Origin of the sequence: Gordonia zhenghanii, assembly GCF_021738965.1 — a bacterium.
Classification (GTDB): Bacteria; Actinomycetota; Actinomycetes; order Mycobacteriales; family Mycobacteriaceae; genus Gordonia; species Gordonia zhenghanii.
This window is the reverse complement of sequence record NZ_JAKKOQ010000001.1, coordinates 26577-40101: the sequence shown is the minus strand read 5'-3', so window position 1 is coordinate 40101 and position 13525 is coordinate 26577. Positions and strand designations below refer to the sequence as shown.

17 protein-coding genes are annotated in these 13525 nt (G+C 66.9%); 13 read left to right on the top strand and 4 right to left on the bottom strand.

Annotation, left to right across the window (positions count from 1 at the left end; genetic code table 11):
* Positions 1 to 858 (bottom strand): MlaE family ABC transporter permease, encoded by an 858-nt coding sequence (locus L5G32_RS00205; RefSeq protein ID WP_237009001.1) that lies wholly within the window; start codon positions 856 to 858, stop codon positions 1 to 3.
* A 455-nt stretch (positions 859 to 1313) separates the two neighbouring features.
* On the opposite strand from L5G32_RS00205, the gene infA reads away from it, so the two are divergent.
* The 8 genes from infA to truA all read left to right on the top strand — a co-directional run bounded on the left by infA (position 1314) and on the right by truA (position 6181).
* Positions 1314 to 1535 carry a translation initiation factor IF-1 gene (gene infA, locus L5G32_RS00200; RefSeq protein ID WP_007616247.1) on the top strand — a complete coding sequence of 74 codons (222 nt, stop codon included), beginning with the start codon at positions 1314 to 1316 and terminating at the stop codon, positions 1533 to 1535.
* Between the two features lie 30 nt (positions 1536 to 1565).
* A complete protein-coding gene (gene rpmJ / locus L5G32_RS00195) occupies positions 1566 to 1679 on the top strand; it encodes a 50S ribosomal protein L36 (RefSeq protein ID WP_009679193.1) in 114 nt (37 codons plus the stop codon).
* A gap of 175 nt (positions 1680 to 1854) precedes the next feature.
* Positions 1855 to 2223: a 30S ribosomal protein S13 gene (gene rpsM / locus L5G32_RS00190; RefSeq protein ID WP_237009000.1), complete on the top strand. Its 369-nt coding sequence runs from the start codon at positions 1855 to 1857 to the stop codon at positions 2221 to 2223.
* The gene (rpsK, locus tag L5G32_RS00185) at positions 2223 to 2630 is read left to right on the top strand and encodes a 30S ribosomal protein S11 (RefSeq protein ID WP_237008999.1); all 408 of its coding nucleotides are present in this window, start codon (positions 2223 to 2225) and stop codon (positions 2628 to 2630) included. The genes rpsM and rpsK overlap by 1 nt, the downstream gene beginning before the upstream one ends.
* 21 nt (positions 2631 to 2651) lie before the next feature.
* Entirely contained in the window at positions 2652 to 3257 is a 606-nt protein-coding gene (rpsD, locus tag L5G32_RS00180; protein WP_237008998.1) for a 30S ribosomal protein S4, read from the top strand.
* A gap of 161 nt (positions 3258 to 3418) precedes the next feature.
* Positions 3419 to 4471, top strand: coding sequence for a DNA-directed RNA polymerase subunit alpha (locus L5G32_RS00175; RefSeq protein ID WP_237008997.1), 1053 nt, complete (start codon positions 3419 to 3421; stop codon positions 4469 to 4471).
* Positions 4472 to 4535: 64 nt separating this feature from the next.
* Positions 4536 to 5276, top strand: coding sequence for a 50S ribosomal protein L17, sunset domain variant (gene rplQ / locus L5G32_RS00170; protein WP_237008996.1), 741 nt, complete (start codon positions 4536 to 4538; stop codon positions 5274 to 5276).
* Between the two features lie 17 nt (positions 5277 to 5293).
* On the top strand, positions 5294 to 6181 hold the full coding sequence (gene truA, locus L5G32_RS00165) for a tRNA pseudouridine(38-40) synthase TruA (RefSeq protein ID WP_237009603.1): 888 nt from the start codon (positions 5294 to 5296) through the stop codon (positions 6179 to 6181).
* A gap of 21 nt (positions 6182 to 6202) precedes the next feature.
* Here truA and L5G32_RS00160 read toward each other — a convergent pair whose 3' ends face one another.
* Positions 6203 to 8050: an ABC transporter ATP-binding protein gene (locus tag L5G32_RS00160; RefSeq protein ID WP_237008995.1), complete on the bottom strand. Its 1848-nt coding sequence runs from the start codon at positions 8048 to 8050 to the stop codon at positions 6203 to 6205.
* Positions 8051 to 8116: 66 nt separating this feature from the next.
* On the opposite strand from L5G32_RS00160, the gene soxR reads away from it, so the two are divergent.
* A complete protein-coding gene (soxR, locus tag L5G32_RS00155; protein WP_237008994.1) occupies positions 8117 to 8575 on the top strand; it encodes a redox-sensitive transcriptional activator SoxR in 459 nt (152 codons plus the stop codon).
* Positions 8576 to 8594: 19 nt separating this feature from the next.
* On the opposite strand, the gene L5G32_RS00150 is transcribed toward soxR, so the two are convergent.
* The gene (locus L5G32_RS00150) at positions 8595 to 9461 is read right to left on the bottom strand and encodes a LysR family transcriptional regulator (protein WP_237008993.1); all 867 of its coding nucleotides are present in this window, start codon (positions 9459 to 9461) and stop codon (positions 8595 to 8597) included.
* A gap of 124 nt (positions 9462 to 9585) precedes the next feature.
* On the opposite strand from L5G32_RS00150, the gene L5G32_RS00145 reads away from it, so the two are divergent.
* Entirely contained in the window at positions 9586 to 10941 is a 1356-nt protein-coding gene (locus L5G32_RS00145; protein ID WP_237008992.1) for an NAD(P)/FAD-dependent oxidoreductase, read from the top strand.
* A gap of 67 nt (positions 10942 to 11008) precedes the next feature.
* Here the strand turns inward: L5G32_RS00145 and L5G32_RS00140 are convergent, their stop codons facing one another.
* Entirely contained in the window at positions 11009 to 12301 is a 1293-nt protein-coding gene (locus tag L5G32_RS00140; RefSeq protein WP_237008991.1) for a MinD/ParA family ATP-binding protein, read from the bottom strand.
* A 141-nt stretch (positions 12302 to 12442) separates the two neighbouring features.
* Between L5G32_RS00140 and L5G32_RS00135 the strand changes: the two genes are divergently transcribed.
* From L5G32_RS00135 to L5G32_RS00125, 3 genes are read left to right on the top strand one after another with little or no spacing between them, the layout of a single operon-like run.
* Positions 12443 to 12805, top strand: a complete 363-nt coding sequence (locus tag L5G32_RS00135; protein ID WP_237008990.1) for a hypothetical protein — start codon at positions 12443 to 12445, stop codon at positions 12803 to 12805.
* Complete coding sequence (locus tag L5G32_RS00130) at positions 12802 to 13176, top strand: YbaB/EbfC family nucleoid-associated protein (protein WP_237008989.1); 375 nt, start codon at positions 12802 to 12804, stop codon at positions 13174 to 13176. Before L5G32_RS00135 ends, L5G32_RS00130 begins: the two co-directional genes overlap by 4 nt.
* The gene (locus L5G32_RS00125; protein ID WP_237008988.1) at positions 13173 to 13478 is read left to right on the top strand and encodes a type VII secretion target; all 306 of its coding nucleotides are present in this window, start codon (positions 13173 to 13175) and stop codon (positions 13476 to 13478) included. Before L5G32_RS00130 ends, L5G32_RS00125 begins: the two co-directional genes overlap by 4 nt.
* The last annotated feature ends 47 nt before the right edge of the window (positions 13479 to 13525 follow it).

Sequence of the window (13525 nt, the reverse complement as noted above, 5' to 3'; positions counted from 1 at the left end):
TCACCCTCGGAACAGGAACGGCGAGTTGACGCCCCAGAAGACCAGGGTCAGGGCGAGGTCGAGGACCATGATGGCGACGAGGCTGGCGCGGACTGCTCGGCCCGACGCGATGCCGACGCCTTCGGGTCCGCCGTGAGCGAAGAACCCCTTGTAGCAGTGGATGAGGGTGATCGCCACGATGAACGAGACGACCTTCACGGTCGCGGCCACCAGGTCGGGGAAGTTCACGAACTGGTCGAAGTAGTGGGCGTATGCGCCGCGGGACCCGCCCCGGAACACCACGACGAACGCACTGCTCAGGTAGCTGGCGACCAGTGCGACGAGGAAGGTCGGGATCGTGGTGAGGATGCCCGCGATGACGCGGGTGGACACGACGAACGACATCGAGTGCACGCCGATCACCTCAAGGGCGTCGATCTCCTCACTGATACGCATGGAGCCGATCTCGGCGGTCATGCGGCAACCGGCCTGGATGGCGAAGGCGACGGCGGCGAGGATCGGAGCGAACTCGCGGGTGATCGCGAACGACGACACCGAACCGGTCACCGAGCCGAGGCCGACGAGGTCGAGGGTGCTGTCGGCGATGATCGCGACAGTCGCTCCGGCCGCCACGCCGAGACCCGCCATGAGCAGTGCGGTTCCGCCGCCGACTACGACAGCGCCTCGGCCCCAGGTGAGGTCCGTGATGGTGCGGATGGTCTGACGCGGATACCGGAACGGGGTGACGGGGACGTACCGGACCGTCTGCCACACGAAGGTGAGGAACTGGCCGACGTACGACAGGGACAGGTCGATGCCGTCCTTGGTCCGGATGAACCATCGGACGGGTCCGGGTTCGTATGTTGATGGAATTCCCACTGGATTCCCGACCCCGTCCTACTCGCCTGCGGAACCGTGCCCGCGCCCCGACCGTCACCTGCTGTGGTGGTCGCCACTTCTGGGCGACGAGAAGATTTCTACCACGTATGTAACAAGAACGCGAGAATTGTGTCATCGGGGCTCTGGTGCATATGTGCGACGGCGCGCCCGGTCGGCAGAACTCGGCAATCGTCCGAAACGACTGAAAGCGTGCGCGGCGATGGTCGGAGTGGCATCGCTGGGTATCGAGAAGACGTCACACGGCGCGAGTTGGTCGTAGCCGCTGACCTCGCGTAGACTCGAACGTCGGTGCGTCGTGCGGTTTCCGCGTGTCCGCAACCGAGTGGTGTGAATCACTCGGCGAGGAGGGAACCAATGCGTGCCACCGTACCGGAAGTCGAAGGATCCAGGCCCGGAGTCGCGTACAAGCGTGCCTCCGGAGAATCGCGGAGGAAATGGCGAAGAAAGACGGAGCCATCGAGGTCGAGGGTCGCGTGGTCGAACCCCTGCCCAATGCAATGTTTCGCATTGAGCTGGAGAACGGACACAAAGTTCTCGCCCACATCAGTGGCAAGATGCGGCAGCACTACATCCGCATCCTGCCCGAGGACCGCGTGGTCGTAGAGCTCTCGCCTTACGACCTGGCCCGTGGACGCATCGTCTACCGGTACAAGTAACCCTCGAAGTTCAACAAGGAGAACGCTGACGTGAAGGTCAAGCCGAGCGTCAAGCCGATCTGCGAGAAGTGCAAAGTGATCCGCCGTAACGGCCGGGTCATGGTGATCTGCGACAACCTGCGTCACAAGCAGCGTCAGGGCTGATCAACGCCCTTCTTTGGGTCGCTTGAACACAGACAACTGAATATCGCGAATGTACTTCCAGCACCAGTGTTCGCAGACGCGTGGACACCTACCCCCGGTTCAGAGGCCGGGGCCCGACATATGAGTTCGGGACGGACTGGAAGCAGACCTCTGAAAGATACGAAGGAATCGCCACATGGCACGTGTTGCTGGTGTGGATCTTCCCCGCGAAAAGCGGCTGGAGATCGCACTCACGTACATCTACGGGGTGGGTCGCACCACCTCGAAGCAGATTCTCGCCGGAACCGGTCTCTCGGCCGACCTCCGCGCGAAGGATCTGTCTGACGCAGACGTCTCGAAGCTGCGTGAATACATCGAAGCCTCGGTGAAGGTCGAGGGTGACCTCCGCCGCGAGGTGCAGGCCGACATCCGTCGCAAGATCGAGATCGGCTGCTACCAGGGTCTGCGCCACCGTCGCGGCCTGCCGGTCCACGGTCAGCGCACCAAGACCAACGCCCGCACTCGCAAGGGCCCGAAGAAGACCATCGCCGGGAAGAAGAAGTAATGCCTCCGAAGTCACGAAGCGCAGGCCCGAAGAAGGGCACCCGCCGTCGCGATAAAAAGAACATCCCGCTCGGCCACGCGCACATCAAATCGACGTTCAACAACACCATCGTCTCGATCACCGATCCCGAGGGCAACGTGATCAGCTGGGCCTCGTCCGGCCACGTGGGCTTCAAGGGCTCGCGTAAGAGCACCCCGTTCGCCGCGCAGCTCGCTGCCGAGAACGCTGCTCGCAAGGCGCAGGAGAACGGCGTCAAGAAGGTCGACGTGTTCGTCAAGGGACCGGGCTCCGGCCGCGAGACCGCAATCCGTTCACTGCAGGCAGCCGGCCTCGAGGTCGGCACCATCTCCGACGTGACCCCGCAGCCGCACAACGGCTGCCGCCCGCCCAAGCGGCGCCGGGTCTAAGCGGGAAGGAAGAGATAACAAATGGCTCGCTATACCGGCCCCGCAACTAAGAAGTCGCGTCGACTCCGCGTCGACCTCATCGGTGGAGACGCATCGTTCGAGCGTCGTCCCTACCCGCCCGGCCAGCACGGCCGCGCGCGGATCAAGGAATCCGAGTACTTGCTCCAGCTGCAGGAGAAGCAGAAGGCTCGCTTCACCTACGGCGTCATGGAGAAGCAGTTCCGCCGCTACTACGAAGAGGCGAACCGTCGCACCGGCAAGACCGGCGACGTGCTGCTCCAGATCCTGGAGACTCGTCTCGACAACGTCGTCTACCGTGCAGGCCTCGCCCGCACGCGTCGTCAGGCTCGCCAGATGGTCAGCCACGGCCACTTCACCGTCAACGGTGTCCGCGTGGACGTGCCCAGCTACCGCGTCAGCCAGTACGACATCATCGACGTTCGTCAGAAGTCGCTGCAGACCACGCCGTTCCAGATCGCCAAGGAGACCCTCGGCGATCGTCCGACCCCGGCATGGCTCCAGGTGGTTCCCTCCACGCTGCGCATCCTCGTGCACTCCGTGCCCGAGCGTGCTCAGATCGAGGTCCCGCTGACCGAGCAGCTCATCGTCGAGTTCTACTCCAAGTAACCCTCAGGGGACTCCGTCCCCCGAGTTACTGCAGAGAAGACTCGAACGCCTGAGCCGTTCGATCAAACAAGAAAAGACCAAATGGCAGCAAGCTGCTGCTGTTCGGTATCCGCTTCCAGACCGTCAAATAGCGGGCGGTCACGAAGGAGAAACACCCTCACATGCTCATCTCACAGCGGCCTTCACTGTCCGAAGAGGTCATTGCCGAGGACCGGTCGAAGTTCGTCATCGAACCTCTCGAGCCGGGCTTCGGTTACACCCTCGGCAACTCGCTGCGGCGTACGCTGCTGTCGTCCATCCCGGGCGCAGCAGTGACCAGCATCCGCATCGACGGCGTCCTGCACGAGTTCACCACCGTCCCCGGAGTCAAGGAAGATGTCACCAACATCATCCTGAACCTCAAGGGACTCGTCGTGAGCTCCGAAGAGGACGAGCCGGTCACCATGTACGTCCGCAAGCAGGGTCCGGGCGCCGTCACCGGTGCTGACATCGTGCCGCCGGCAGGCGTCACGGTTCACAACCCGGACCTGCACATCGCGACCCTCAACGACAAGGGCAAGCTCGAGATCGAGCTCGTCGTCGAGCGGGGCCGCGGCTACGTGCCCGCAGTGCAGAACAAGGCGTCCGGCGCCGAGATCGGCCGTATCCCGGTCGACTCGATCTACTCGCCGGTCCTCAAGGTGACCTACAACGTCGAGGCCACCCGTGTCGAGCAGCGCACCGACTTCGATCGTCTGGTGCTCGACGTCGAGACGAAGAACTCCATCACCGCCCGCGATGCACTCGCATCCGCAGGCAAGACCCTGGTCGAGCTCTTCGGCCTGGCTCGGGAGCTCAACGTCGAGGCCGAGGGCATCGAGATCGGGCCGTCGCCTGCCGAGGCCGATCACATCGCTGCGTTCACGCTGCCGATCGAGGATCTGGAGCTGACCGTCCGTTCGTACAACTGCCTCAAGCGCGAAGGTGTTCACACCGTCGGCGAGCTGGTTGCACGCACCGAGTCGGATCTGCTCGACATCCGCAACTTCGGTCAGAAGTCGATCGACGAGGTGAAGGTGAAGCTCCACGGTCTGGGTCTGGCCCTCAAGGACAGCCCGGCCAGCTTCGACCCGTCGCAGGTCGCCGGTTACGACCCGGCCACCGGCACATGGACGGACGAGGCGTCGTACGACGCCGATTCCGGTGAGGATTTCGCGGAGACCGAACAGCTCTAAGGGGCTGCTAGAACCACTACGACTTTCGGTCTGCAGATCGCAAGTCCCCTCCTAGGAGAGAGAAATGCCCAAGCCCACAAAGGGTGCCCGCCTCGGCGGGTCGGCCAGCCACCAGAAGGCGATCTTGGCGAACCTTGCCACGGCGCTCTTCGAGCACGGCCGCATCACCACCACCGAAGCGAAGGCAAAGCGGCTCCGTCCGTACGCCGAGAAGCTCATCACCCACGCGAAGACCGGCCAGCTGGCCAATCGTCGCGAGGTGCTCAAGGACATCCGTGACAAGGATGTCGTCCACACGCTGTTCGCCGAGATCGGTCCGCACTTCGCGGAGCGTAACGGCGGGTACACGCGCATCGTCAAGACTCTGCCGCGCAAGGGCGACAACGCCCCCATGGCAGTGATCGAGCTGGTTCGCGAAGCCACAGCGTCGAACGAGGCCAACCGCGCAACCCGCGCCGCGGCCTCCAAGAAGAAGGCTGCCGCAGCCGACAACGTCGTCGAGGCCGTCGAGGCCGACGCGACGGACGCTGAGGTCGAGAACGCCGACGCAATCGCCGAGGCAGTCGACGACGAGTCGACCGCAGCCGTGGTCGCCGACGCCGACGCTCCGGCAGGCTCGCACGCCCCGATCGAGGGCGACGCGCAGCCGGAGGGCTTCCCGATCAAGGGCAACGCCCAGTCGAAGCTGTACCACCGCCCGGGCACTCGTTTCTACGAGTCGACCGTCGCGGAGATCTGGTTCGCCACTGAGGCGGACGCGGAGGCTGCGGGCTACTCGCTGCCGCCGTCACAGCAGGAAGACTGATCCTTCCAGACACGCACCTGCCCGCCTTCGTCACTGACGAAGGCGGGCAGTGTCGTCTCCGCCTCACGATCGGATACGACGGGACCGACTTCTCTGGCTGGGCCACCCAACCCGGCAGACGCACCGTGTGCGAGACGATCGAGACGACCCTCGCCACCATCCTGCGGACTTCGGTCCGCCTCACTGTCGCAGGCCGCACCGACGCCGGTGTGCACGCATCCGGACAGGTCGCCCACTGCGACGTGCCGACCGAATCGCTGCAGACCCGCTCGATCGGAGGCGACCCCGCCCGCCTCGTCCGCCGCCTCGCCAAGATGCTTCCCGACGACGTCCGCGTCAAAGCCGTCGACGCCGTCTCCACCGACTTCGACGCGCGCTTCGCCGCGCTCGCCCGCACCTACGAATATCGGCTCGCCGACGCGCCGTGGGGCGCCGAACCGACTCTCGCCCGTTCCACCGCCGACTGGCAGCGACCCCTCGACGTCGACGTGATGAACGCGGCGTCCGCGGTCCTCGTCGGCCTCAACGACTTCGCGGCCTTCTGTCGATTCCGTCCCGGATCCACCACGATCCGCGAACTCCAAGAGTTCTCCTGGACTCGTGACCGACACGGCGTGCTCGTCGCCGTGGTCCGCGCCGACGCGTTCTGCTGGTCGATGGTCCGGTCCCTCGTCGGTGCAGTGGCCGTCGTCGGCGACGGACGACGCGACCTCGACTGGTGTGCCGGGCTGCTCCGCGAGAAGGCGCGGTCCGCCCAGGTGCCCGTCGCACAGGCTCGCGGACTGAGCCTCGTCCACGTCGCGTACCCGCCCGCAGACCAGTGGGCGACGCGCGCCGAACTCACGCGCGACGTCCGGGACGAGAGCGATCTCGCCGGCGGCGCAGGCGGCTGCTGCGGCGACTGACTCGACCCGCCGGACCAGGGGTCAGGCGCTGTACAACTCGGCGTACCGTCCGCCCGCGTCGACCAGCTCCAGATGCGAACCGGACTCAATGACTCGACCGTCTTCGACGACGAGGATCCGGTCGGCGTCGCGGACCGTGGCCAGCCGGTGGGCGATCACGATCGCGGTGCGGCCGGTGAGCGCCTCGGACAAGGCGAGCTGAACCTGGGCCTCCGACGTCGTGTCCAGATGAGCGGTGGCCTCGTCGAGAATCACCACGCGCGGCTTGGCGAGCAGGACGCGCGCGATCGTCAGCCGTTGGCGTTCACCACCGGAGAACCGGTACCCGCGTTCGCCGACGATCGTGTCGAGGCCTTCCTGCAGTGCGGCGACGACACCGTCGAGGCGGGCCCGCCGCAAGACGTCCCACAGTTCGTCGTCGCTCGCGTCGCGTCGAGCCAGCGTGAGATTGGCGCGCACCGTGTCGTGGAACAGATGCCCGTCCTGGGTCACCATGCCGACCGCCGAGTGCAGCGACGCAGCGGCCAGGTCGCGGACGTCGACCCCGCCGACGCGCACCGAACCCTCGTCCACGTCGAACAAGCGGGGGAGCAGACTGGCGATCGTGGACTTGCCGGCACCGGACGTGCCGACCAGCGCCACCGTCTGCCCCGGCTCCACGGTGAACGACACGTCGTGCAGCACCTGGCCCCCGACTCGTGGATCGAGGACGGCCACGTCCTCCAGCGACGCCAACGAGATCTGCGTGGCCGCCGGATACGCGAATGCGACGCCGTCGAACTCGACGCCGATCGGGCCGTCCGGGACTCGGCGCGCGTCGGTGCGATCGGCGATGAGCGGCGCGAGGTCGAGCACCTCGAAGACTCGCTCGAAACTGACCATCGCGCTCATCGCTTCGACCCGGGTGTTGGCCAGCGCGGTCAATGGCGCGTACAGCCGGGTGAGCAGCATCGCCAGCGACACGACGGTGCCCGTCTGGATCTGCCCGTTCAACGCCAGCACCCCGCCGACGCCGTAGACGAGCGCCAACGCGAGAGCCGACACCGCCATCAACGCCAGGTAGAAGATCTCCTGCACCATCGCCGACCGGACGCCGACATCGCGGACCCGGGCGGCTCGATCGGCGAACTCCACCGACTCGCGATCGGCCCCGCCGAACAACTTGATCAACGTGGCTCCCGGCGCGCTGAACCGTTCGGTCATGCGGTCGCCCATCGCCGCGTTGTGCGCAGCACGGGTGCGCTGCAACTCGGCGACGCGAGCACCGAAACGTCGTGCGGGCAAGAGGAACACGGGCAAGAGCACCAACGTCGCGAGCGTGATCTGCCACGACAGACTCACCATCGCGACGAGCGCCAGCAGCAGCGTGACGGTGTTGCTGATGACGCCCGAGAACGCGTCGCTGAACGCGCGTTGCGCGCCGATGACGTCGTTGTTCAATCGGCTGACCAGCGCGCCCGTCCTGGTTCGACTGAAGAAAGCGACCGGCATGGTCTGGACGTGGTCGTAGACGGCCGTGCGCAGGTCGAAGATGAGGCGTTCGCCGATCGTCGACGACAGCCACCGCTGCACGAGTCCGAATCCGGCTTCGGCGAGCGCCACCCCGGCGATGATCGACGCCAGCACCACCACGGTGGACGACGGTGCGGACCGGGTGATCGCGTCGATGACGCGTCCGGCGAGCAGCGGCGTCGCGACGGTGAGACCCGCGACGACGACGCTGACCACCGCGAACCCGGCGAGGCGTCGTCGGTGCGGTGCGGCGAAGCGCGCGATTCGGCGAAGCAGCGCCGGGTCGATCCGTCGGTGTCCGGTCTGGGCGTTCATCGTGGCGTGCATCGTGCTCCACGCTGTCGTCTCCATACTCATGCCTCGAGTCTGAAACATCAACTAAGGTTGAGGTCAAGCGCTGGGGTTCGACGGAAGGGGTGAACGGTGACCGATCGGCAGGTGGGGCGCAGCAGGGAGCTCACTGTGGGCGAGTTGTCGGTGCGCAGCGGCGTCGCGGTGTCGGCGCTGCATTTCTACGAACGGGAAGGCCTGATCGAGGCGCGCCGGACGAGCGGAAACCAGCGACGGTACCGTCGCGACGCTCTGCGACGAGTCGCGCTGATCAGGATCGCGCAGCGCGTCGGGATCCCGTTGGCCGACATCCGAGCCGCATTGCAGCGACTCCCTGAAGGTCGGACGCCGACGGCCGCCGACTGGACGCGGCTGTCGGAGGGGTGGCGGGACGAACTCGACGAGCGGATACACCGACTGCAGCAGTTGCGCGACGACTTCACCGGCTGCATCGGCTGTGGCTGCCTGTCCCTGGAGCGGTGTGCGCTGGTGAACCCCGGCGACGAGTACGGGTTGCGCGGCGCCGGGCCGCGCAGGCTTCTCGAATCGTGACGCGGGACGGGCCCGACGCTCAGGTCCGCCGGAATCCGTTCGCCAGTTCGGTGAGCAGTTCGGCGACCAGTTCGTTCGGGGTCGCGTCGACGCGGAGGACGGCCGAGACCGGGAGGGTGAAGTTCAGGCTCCGGCGGCACGAGATGCCCGGTTGCAGCGGATCCTCGTACAGGAGCGTCCACGCCGTCGGACGGTTGATGAGTTCGAACGCGACGGAATGGCCCTCCCTGATCTCCGGGCCGTAGGTGACCTCGGCATCGGCGCGTGCGAATGCGCGGTCCACGAGTTGATGCAAGAGGACTTGGCGATCGGCGGGCGGCAGGATCAACGGGTAGTCGGCGAGGTCGGTGGGCGTCGGAGCCTGACCGCCCGCAGCCAGCGGGTGCCGGGAGCTGAAGGCGATGACCGGCTGGTCCACCCACAACGGATCCAAGTACAGACCGTCGCGGTCGACGGTGCCGCGGATCAGCGCGAGGTCGGCCTCGCCGGAGGCGACCGCCTCGATTCGTTGGTTGAACGGTTTGATCAAGAAGTCGATCTCGGCTTCGGGGTTGCGTTCCCGGACTGCGGAGACCGCGGTCAGGGCGGCGCGGGCGAACGACATGTTGGCGGCGACGCGGACGCGGTCCGGGCGCGGAGCCGTCGCGGCGATCGCGTCGTCGCGCAGTGCGAGCAGGTCCCTGGCGTACGGCACGAGCGTCTCGCCCGCTTCGGTCGGGCGGACCCGGCGCTGCGAACGGTCGAACAGTTCGGCGCCCAACTCGCGTTCTAGTGCGGCCACCTGGTGGCTGATGGCCGACTGGGACACGAAACAGCGCTGTGCCGCGCGCGAGAACCCGCCGGTCTCGGCGACGGCGACCACGTACTCGAGCTGACGAAACTCCATTCCGCCATTCTATGAAGAGAACAGATCGAAAGTACAAGAGAATGCCTGCTCGTCCGCCTTGTCGATAGATCGCAGTTCTAGCAACCTGGTTGTAGACGCACACGACGCGAGAGGAGCATCGGACATGCGCAACACCGACGTGGTGATCATAGGCTCGGGATTCGGCGGCTTGGCTGCCGCTAAGAGGCTCGCGAAGTCGAAGATCGACACGATGCTCATCTCGGCGACCGACGAGCATCTGTTCCAGCCGCTGCTCTACCAGGTGGCGACCGGTGTGCTCCCGACCGAGGAGATCGCGCCGAAGATCGCAGACGTCCTCGCCTCGAAGGAGTCCGTGTCAGTCGTTCGCGGATACGTGACCGACATCGACGTCGAGCGAAAGATCGTCACCTACCGCACCGACGAGGGCTCCGAGCAGGTCTCCTATCGCGAACTCGTGGCCGCGGCCGGTGTCGCACAGGGCTATTTCGGCCACGACGAGTGGGCCGACCGCACGTTCTCCCTGAAGACCCTCGACGACGCAGTGGCTCTGCGCGCACACCTCATGGACTGCTTCGCCGCCCCGGCAGGCGACACCGAGGCGCACACCTTCGTGGTGGTCGGCGGCGGTGCGACGGGTGTGGAGATCGCCGGCCAGATCCGTGAGTTGAGCGCCCGATACTTCACCGAGGCGCCCGCCGACGTGTACCTCGTCGAAGGAGCGGGCGACCTGCTCCCCGTGTACGGCGGAAAGCTGTCGGCGTTCACTCGCAAGACCTTGGAGAAGGCGGGCGTCGAGGTCCTCACCGACACGTTCGTCACCGACATCGACGGCCGCAAGGTCGTGATCCGCAGCGGCGACGACGAGCGGGTCCTGACGGCCGCGACCATCGTGTGGTCGGCCGGCGTGCAGGCGACCGGCCTCGCGTCCGTGATCGCCGAGGCGACCGGCTGCGAGACCGACCGTGCCGGACGCCTCCTCATCGACGACGACCTGACAGTCGGCGAGCGAGACGACGTCTTCGCCATCGGCGACATGACGAGCCTCAAGGGCTTGCCCGGGCAGAGCCCGGTCGCCATGCAGCAGGGCCGCCACGTCGCCGACGTGATCCGCGGCAAGAAGGCCGCGGGCAGCGAGTTCATGTACACGGACAAGGGCAGCATGGCCGTGGTGAACCGGCACAACGCCGTCGTCGACGCGCCGTTCGGCATCAAGCTGACGGGTGTGCTCGGTTGGCTGGCGTGGCTCGGCGTCCACCTGTTCTACCTCGTCGGCTTCCGTAACCGCGTCGCCGCCGTCGCATCGTGGTTCAAGGCCTTCGCCGGGCGTGCGCGCCCCGGATTCGTGCAGGCCGCGCGTGGCGGCGCGCCGATGAAGTCTTCGTGTGACTCCAGTGGTTCCCCTCGCGACTCGAGCGGTTCTTCTCGTGACTCGAGCGGATCTTCTCGTGACTCGAGCGGTTCTTCTCGCCGGTCGAGCGGAGTCGAGACCGCCGCCTGACACCACTTCGCATCACCCGGCCTGGAGAGCGTCCAACCCGCCCTCCAGGCCGCTGCGCGTCGCCGCCTCACCCCTCGAAAGGCGGATGACGTCGCAGCACGGTGCCGCCGAAGTCGTCGGCGATGGTGGCCGCCAGTTCGACGAAGGACCGTCGAGCGTGCTTGCCGAGTAGATCGAGGTCGATGTCGGCGCCTTCGGCGAGATGATCGTCGAAGGAGATCTCGTGGACGGCGCGGCACCGCGTGAGGAAATGTTGAGTCAGGTCGCCCATGTCGATCGACGACGCACCCGGCCGCGCCGAACTCAGGACGACCACGCTGCGCGCGATCAGGTGCCCGAATCCGTGGCCTGCGAGCCAGTCGAGGGTGGCGCCTGCACTGCGCGCGCCGTCGAGCGCGGGCGAGCTGACCAGGACGATCGCGTCTGCGAGGTCGAGTACGCCGCGCATCGCACTGTGCGACATTCCGGTGCCGCAGTCGGTGAGGATGATGTTGTAGAAGCGCTGCAGGATCGACATGACACCGCGGTACTCGTTCTCGTCGAAGGCTTCGGCTGCGGCTGGGTCTCGTTCGGAGGCAAGGACTTCCAGACGGCTCGGCGCCTGGGACGTGTGGGCGCGGACATCGGAGTAGCGGGCGACGACCGGGTCGGCGAGAAGGTCGCGGACCGTCGACTGGGTCTGAAGTGGCACCCGCTGCGCGAGGGTGCCGAGATCGGGGTTCGCGTCGACGGCGATGACGCGGTCACCGCGCAATGACGCGAACGTCGATCCGAGTCCGATGGTCGTCGTGGTCTTACCGACACCGCCCTTGAGGGAGAGGACCGCGATCCGGTAGTCGCCGCGGACCGGCTGCCGAACGCGCTCGAGCAGGTCGCGGTAGTCGAGTTCGGCTGCGGACTCGCCGGGGTTGACGGTGCCGCCGCTCAACGTGTGGACCGCTCGCCGCCAGCCTCGGACCGGTGGGCGCCGAGCCTTCCGGATCAACGCGACTTCGTCCAGAGCCGGTCCGGCACGGTGACCTGACGGGCCAGGTGCAGACGGGCGGGGCGCAGACGGGACCGGGGACTGGATCGGCGGGGCGTACGGCTGGGCGGGCGGCACCGGTTGAGGCATGGGTGCGACCGGCGGTCGGGGCGGCGGGCCGAACGCCGCTGCGGGCGGCGGCACGATCCCCGACAGATCGACCTCATCGCCCTGCGTGGAGACTCCGCTCTCGAGCCGATTGGGCTCACCCGGCTGGGCTGGCTGGCTCGGCTGGGTTGACTGACTCGGCTGGGCTGACTGGGGCGCGATCAGCCACGGCGGGGTGTCGGCGTCGTACGATCCGGTGCCCGAAGGCGAGGTGATGTCCGTGGTCATGTGCTTGGTCCCCTTCGGTGCCGCGTCGTGGCGCGCTGGTGTCTGGGATGCGGTGAGGGCGAACGCTACGCCCGCTGTCTCGCGACTCGCCCGAAAGAAACTCAATGGAACCGGACGGGTGCGGCGTGCGTCTGACCTTTCATGGAGACACAGAAATCACTCGATCAGACCGGTGCCGACGCCTCTGCACCCGAACGGATGACCACGGTGCGCTCGCGTGGCGGCGGAATCACGGTGACCTGCACACCCGCCGGTCTGCCCGTCGCGATGAAGCTCGAGCCTGCGCAATGTCGACGCGACATGTCGGCGCTGGCCGACGACATCGTCGCGTTGTGCCGTCTCGCCGGGGTCACCGCAGGCGTTCGGCGTCGGACCGCACTGGCTGCCGACGGGGTCCCGGAGGAGACGCTCTCCCTGCTGGGGCTGCCGTCGCGTGCCGACCTCCTGGCATCCGAAGACGCGGCCGACACAGGTAAGGCACGCACGGCGCGGAGTGTGCGATGAGCGTGATGGACGACGTGCAACGCACGGCTGAGCGGCAACTCGACATGCTCGAGGACGTGCAACGCACGTTGGCCGCGTTGACGGTCCGTGAGACAGGCGACGACGGGCGCGTGATCGTGGACGTCGACGTGTCCGGTGCGATGACGGGTCTGCAACTGCTGCCCGGTGCCGGAAACGGGCGGCCCGCGGCCTTGGCCGACGCGATCGTGCGGACCGCAGTGCGCGCAGCGACCCAGGCCTTCACCGAACGCGCGGAGATCATGGCCGTGTTCGTGGACGACTTCGCCGAGCTCACCGGCGAGTCGATGGAACCGAACGGCCGCGGCGTGCGTCCAAGTTATCGAGAGCCGTTCACCGAGGGGGAGTCATGAGTGGTCAGGTACAGGTGGTGCCGGCAGGCGTCGCAGCGTTCGGTGCGCAGTCGGGAGCGCTCGCCACGGCGACGGCAGGCGCTGCGACGGTCGACGCCGCACAGGCCGCGGTCATAGCCGCGGCCTTCGGTCTCATCGGCCAAGAGTTCCTCGCCGCGTACGCGGTAGCCGAGACCAACCACCTGCACGCGGTCGGCCGACTCGCCGCCGTTCACGCGGGGACAGCGGCCGCCACCGCCGCTGGACTCGCCGGTTTCACCGCCGCTGACACGGCGTCCGCGATCGGTGTGAGCCCGCGATGACGGTGTGCGACGAGGTTGTCGCGTCGGGCGGCACGTCGGGGGAGGCC

Bases quoted from the DNA above. Each gene is read 5' to 3' on its own strand.
- infA (WP_007616247.1), top strand. From the start codon at position 1,314: ATGGCGAAGAAAGACGGAGCCATCGAGGTCGAGGGTCGCGTGGTCGAA.
- rpsM (WP_237009000.1), top strand. From the start codon at position 1,855: ATGGCACGTGTTGCTGGTGTGGATCTTCCCCGCGAAAAGCGGCTGGAG.
- rpsK (WP_237008999.1), top strand. From the start codon at position 2,223: ATGCCTCCGAAGTCACGAAGCGCAGGCCCGAAGAAGGGCACCCGCCGT.
- rpsD (WP_237008998.1), top strand. From the start codon at position 2,652: ATGGCTCGCTATACCGGCCCCGCAACTAAGAAGTCGCGTCGACTCCGC.
- L5G32_RS00175 (WP_237008997.1), top strand. From the start codon at position 3,419: ATGCTCATCTCACAGCGGCCTTCACTGTCCGAAGAGGTCATTGCCGAG.
- rplQ (WP_237008996.1), top strand. From the start codon at position 4,536: ATGCCCAAGCCCACAAAGGGTGCCCGCCTCGGCGGGTCGGCCAGCCAC.
- L5G32_RS00160 (WP_237008995.1), bottom strand. From the start codon at position 8,050: ATGAGTATGGAGACGACAGCGTGGAGCACGATGCACGCCACGATGAAC.
- L5G32_RS00150 (WP_237008993.1), bottom strand. From the start codon at position 9,461: ATGGAGTTTCGTCAGCTCGAGTACGTGGTCGCCGTCGCCGAGACCGGC.
- L5G32_RS00145 (WP_237008992.1), top strand. From the start codon at position 9,586: ATGCGCAACACCGACGTGGTGATCATAGGCTCGGGATTCGGCGGCTTG.
- L5G32_RS00140 (WP_237008991.1), bottom strand. From the start codon at position 12,301: ATGACCACGGACATCACCTCGCCTTCGGGCACCGGATCGTACGACGCC.
- L5G32_RS00135 (WP_237008990.1), top strand. From the start codon at position 12,443: ATGGAGACACAGAAATCACTCGATCAGACCGGTGCCGACGCCTCTGCA.
- L5G32_RS00130 (WP_237008989.1), top strand. From the start codon at position 12,802: ATGAGCGTGATGGACGACGTGCAACGCACGGCTGAGCGGCAACTCGAC.
- L5G32_RS00125 (WP_237008988.1), top strand. From the start codon at position 13,173: ATGAGTGGTCAGGTACAGGTGGTGCCGGCAGGCGTCGCAGCGTTCGGT.